The sequence below is a fragment of the Phyllobacterium sp. P5_D12 genome (genome assembly GCF_054049495.1).
This window is the reverse complement of record NZ_JBFUMG010000770.1, coordinates 1-1634: the sequence shown is the minus strand read 5'-3', so window position 1 is coordinate 1634 and position 1634 is coordinate 1. Positions and strand designations below refer to the sequence as shown.

Annotated in this window: 2 protein-coding genes; both read right to left on the bottom strand. The window is 56.1% G+C overall.

What is annotated here, in order from left to right:
- Positions 1–1082, bottom strand: a 1082-nt coding sequence (fliF, locus tag ACXJ5O_RS26255; RefSeq protein WP_457302469.1) for a flagellar basal-body MS-ring/collar protein FliF, incomplete at its 3' end; no start/stop codon positions are given.
- Between the two features lie 142 nt (positions 1083–1224).
- Positions 1225–1634: flagellin (locus tag ACXJ5O_RS26250; RefSeq protein ID WP_457302468.1), on the bottom strand; the 410-nt coding region annotated here is incomplete at its 5' end.

Genomic DNA, 1634 nt, shown 5'->3' with positions numbered 1-1634 from the left:
ATCGAGAGCCGCTTGATCTGATAACTGTCGCTGGTCGTCGAGACTGTCTTCGAGTTCAACTCGTAATTGGTCAGTTCTTCTCGCTTGTCAGTCTTTTCTGTAGAACTATCACCGTTCTTGCTGGCGATTTCTTCTTGCGGAATGTTCTGTTCGACACCCGTTGCATTGTCGCTGGTCGAATTCTTCGAATCGCCGCTCTCACGCACCACCCGCACAGAACGTTCGACGCGCGATTCCGGATCAAATACCGTCTCGTTGGTCTGGCGGCGATCCGTGTCGAGCGCCACCTGAACACTGGTCTGGAAATGACCAACGCCAAGATAAGGCGCAAGAGCCTTGCGGATGCTCTCATCCACCGACGCGGAAACATTTTGCTCGAGCGTCGCCGACATCACTGCACCCGCATTGGTGCCGTCATCCTTCGAGGCAAGAAGACGGCCATTGGTATCGAGAATGGTGACTTCCGCAGCGGTGAGCTGCGGCACCGCGGCAGCAACAAGCTGGCGGATGGACTGTGCTGATTCGACGGCGAAGTCTCCTTCCGTACGAATGACAACCGAAGCGGATGGTGCCTGATCGCCACGACGGAAGCTTCCCTTTTCCGGCAAGACGATATGAACGCGGGCGGCCTTGATGCCGCGGATTGCCTGAATGGTACGGGAAATTTCACCCTCGAGCGCTCGAACCCGGGTGATCTCCTGCATGAACGATGTGAGGCCGAGCGAGCCCATATTGTCGAACAGCTCGTAACCGGCATTGTTGCTGGTGGGCAAACCTTTTTCCGCAAGGTACATGCGTGCCTGATCCGCCTTGCCAAAGGCCACCAGAACGGAGGTGCCGTCCGATTTCACATCGAAGGGAATGCCGGCTTCGCCAAGCGCCATGCCCATGCGGTTAACATCGTCGCGGCTAAGGCCGATATACAGCGTCTCGTATTGCGGCCGGTTGAGGTAAAGGCTTGATACAAGAATGGCGCTGAACAGCGTGATGCCAATGATCCCGAGAGCAATGAGCCGCCTTGCGCCAAGCTTCTGCATCGCTGTGCCGAGCTGCGCAAATGTCTGTCTTATGTTCTTTTCCATCAATTCCCACCACCGTCGCGTGATGGAACCATAGAGCGCGAAGCTTGCGCGAAGTTAGAGCCTCGTGTCGGAGCGTTGTCGCAAAACAAAAAGGGCCACGCGCGAAGCGTGGCCCAAATCTGAATTAGAAGAATTATCGTTATTAGCCGCGGAACAGCGACAGGATGCTCTGGTTGCTGGAGTTGGCAATCGAGAGAGCCTGGATACCCAATTGCTGCTGAACCTGAAGAGCCGACAAACGTGCGGATTCCGCATTCATGTCAGCGTCCACGAGCTGGCCAACGCCGCGATCGATTGCGTCCATCAGATTGCCCGTGAATGTCTGCTGTGTATCAATACGAGTCTTGGCAGAGCCGAGTCCAGCAGCAGCAGCCTTCATGGCATTGACGGCTGTTTCAACGGTTGAGGACGATGTTGCAGCGGTCAGCGCGGCTTCAAGATCATAGGCCGCGACGCTCATCGTTGTTACGCCCGTACCAGACGTGTAGCCGGTCACGATGTTCTGTGCCGCGCCACCGGTCTCCAACAGGTTTACACCCTGGAATGTTGCAC